Source organism: Mesorhizobium sp. M4B.F.Ca.ET.143.01.1.1 (assembly GCF_004792275.1).
Lineage (GTDB): Bacteria > Pseudomonadota > Alphaproteobacteria > Rhizobiales > Rhizobiaceae > Mesorhizobium > Mesorhizobium abyssinicae.
The window spans coordinates 1-316 of record NZ_SRSR01000250.1 but is presented as its reverse complement, the minus strand read 5'-3'; the positions used below and the strand labels follow the sequence as shown (position 1 = coordinate 316).

Here is a 316-nt window from a genome sequence, read left to right as displayed (position 1 = left end):
CTGCGGCCCCTCGACTTGAATATGGCGCCGATGGACTTTCCGGGCTCGCTCGTGCCTTCTTACACTCAGGAGCGCGGGCTATCCTCATCTCACATTGGCCGGTTGACACGCGAGCAACCACCAACTTGATGAAGCTTCTGGCCTCGTCGAAGGAGAAGACCATGGCCGGCGCATTCAATGCCGCTGCACGAGAACTGCGCGACCAGCCAAGCTTTGCTCATCCCGCGTTCTGGGCGCCATTTGATCTCGTCGGGCGCGGCGATGAATCGTTAGTAGGTCGCTAGCAAGAAAGTCGGGATTTGCACCGTGTGTCGCA

At 59.2% G+C, this 316-nt stretch carries 1 protein-coding gene; it reads left to right on the top strand.

Translation table 11 applies throughout. The annotated features are described in order from the left end of the window. Positions 1 to 284: CHAT domain-containing protein (locus EN786_RS36855; protein ID WP_135910152.1), on the top strand; the 284-nt coding region annotated here is incomplete at its 5' end. Between the last annotated feature and the right edge of the window lie 32 nt (positions 285 to 316).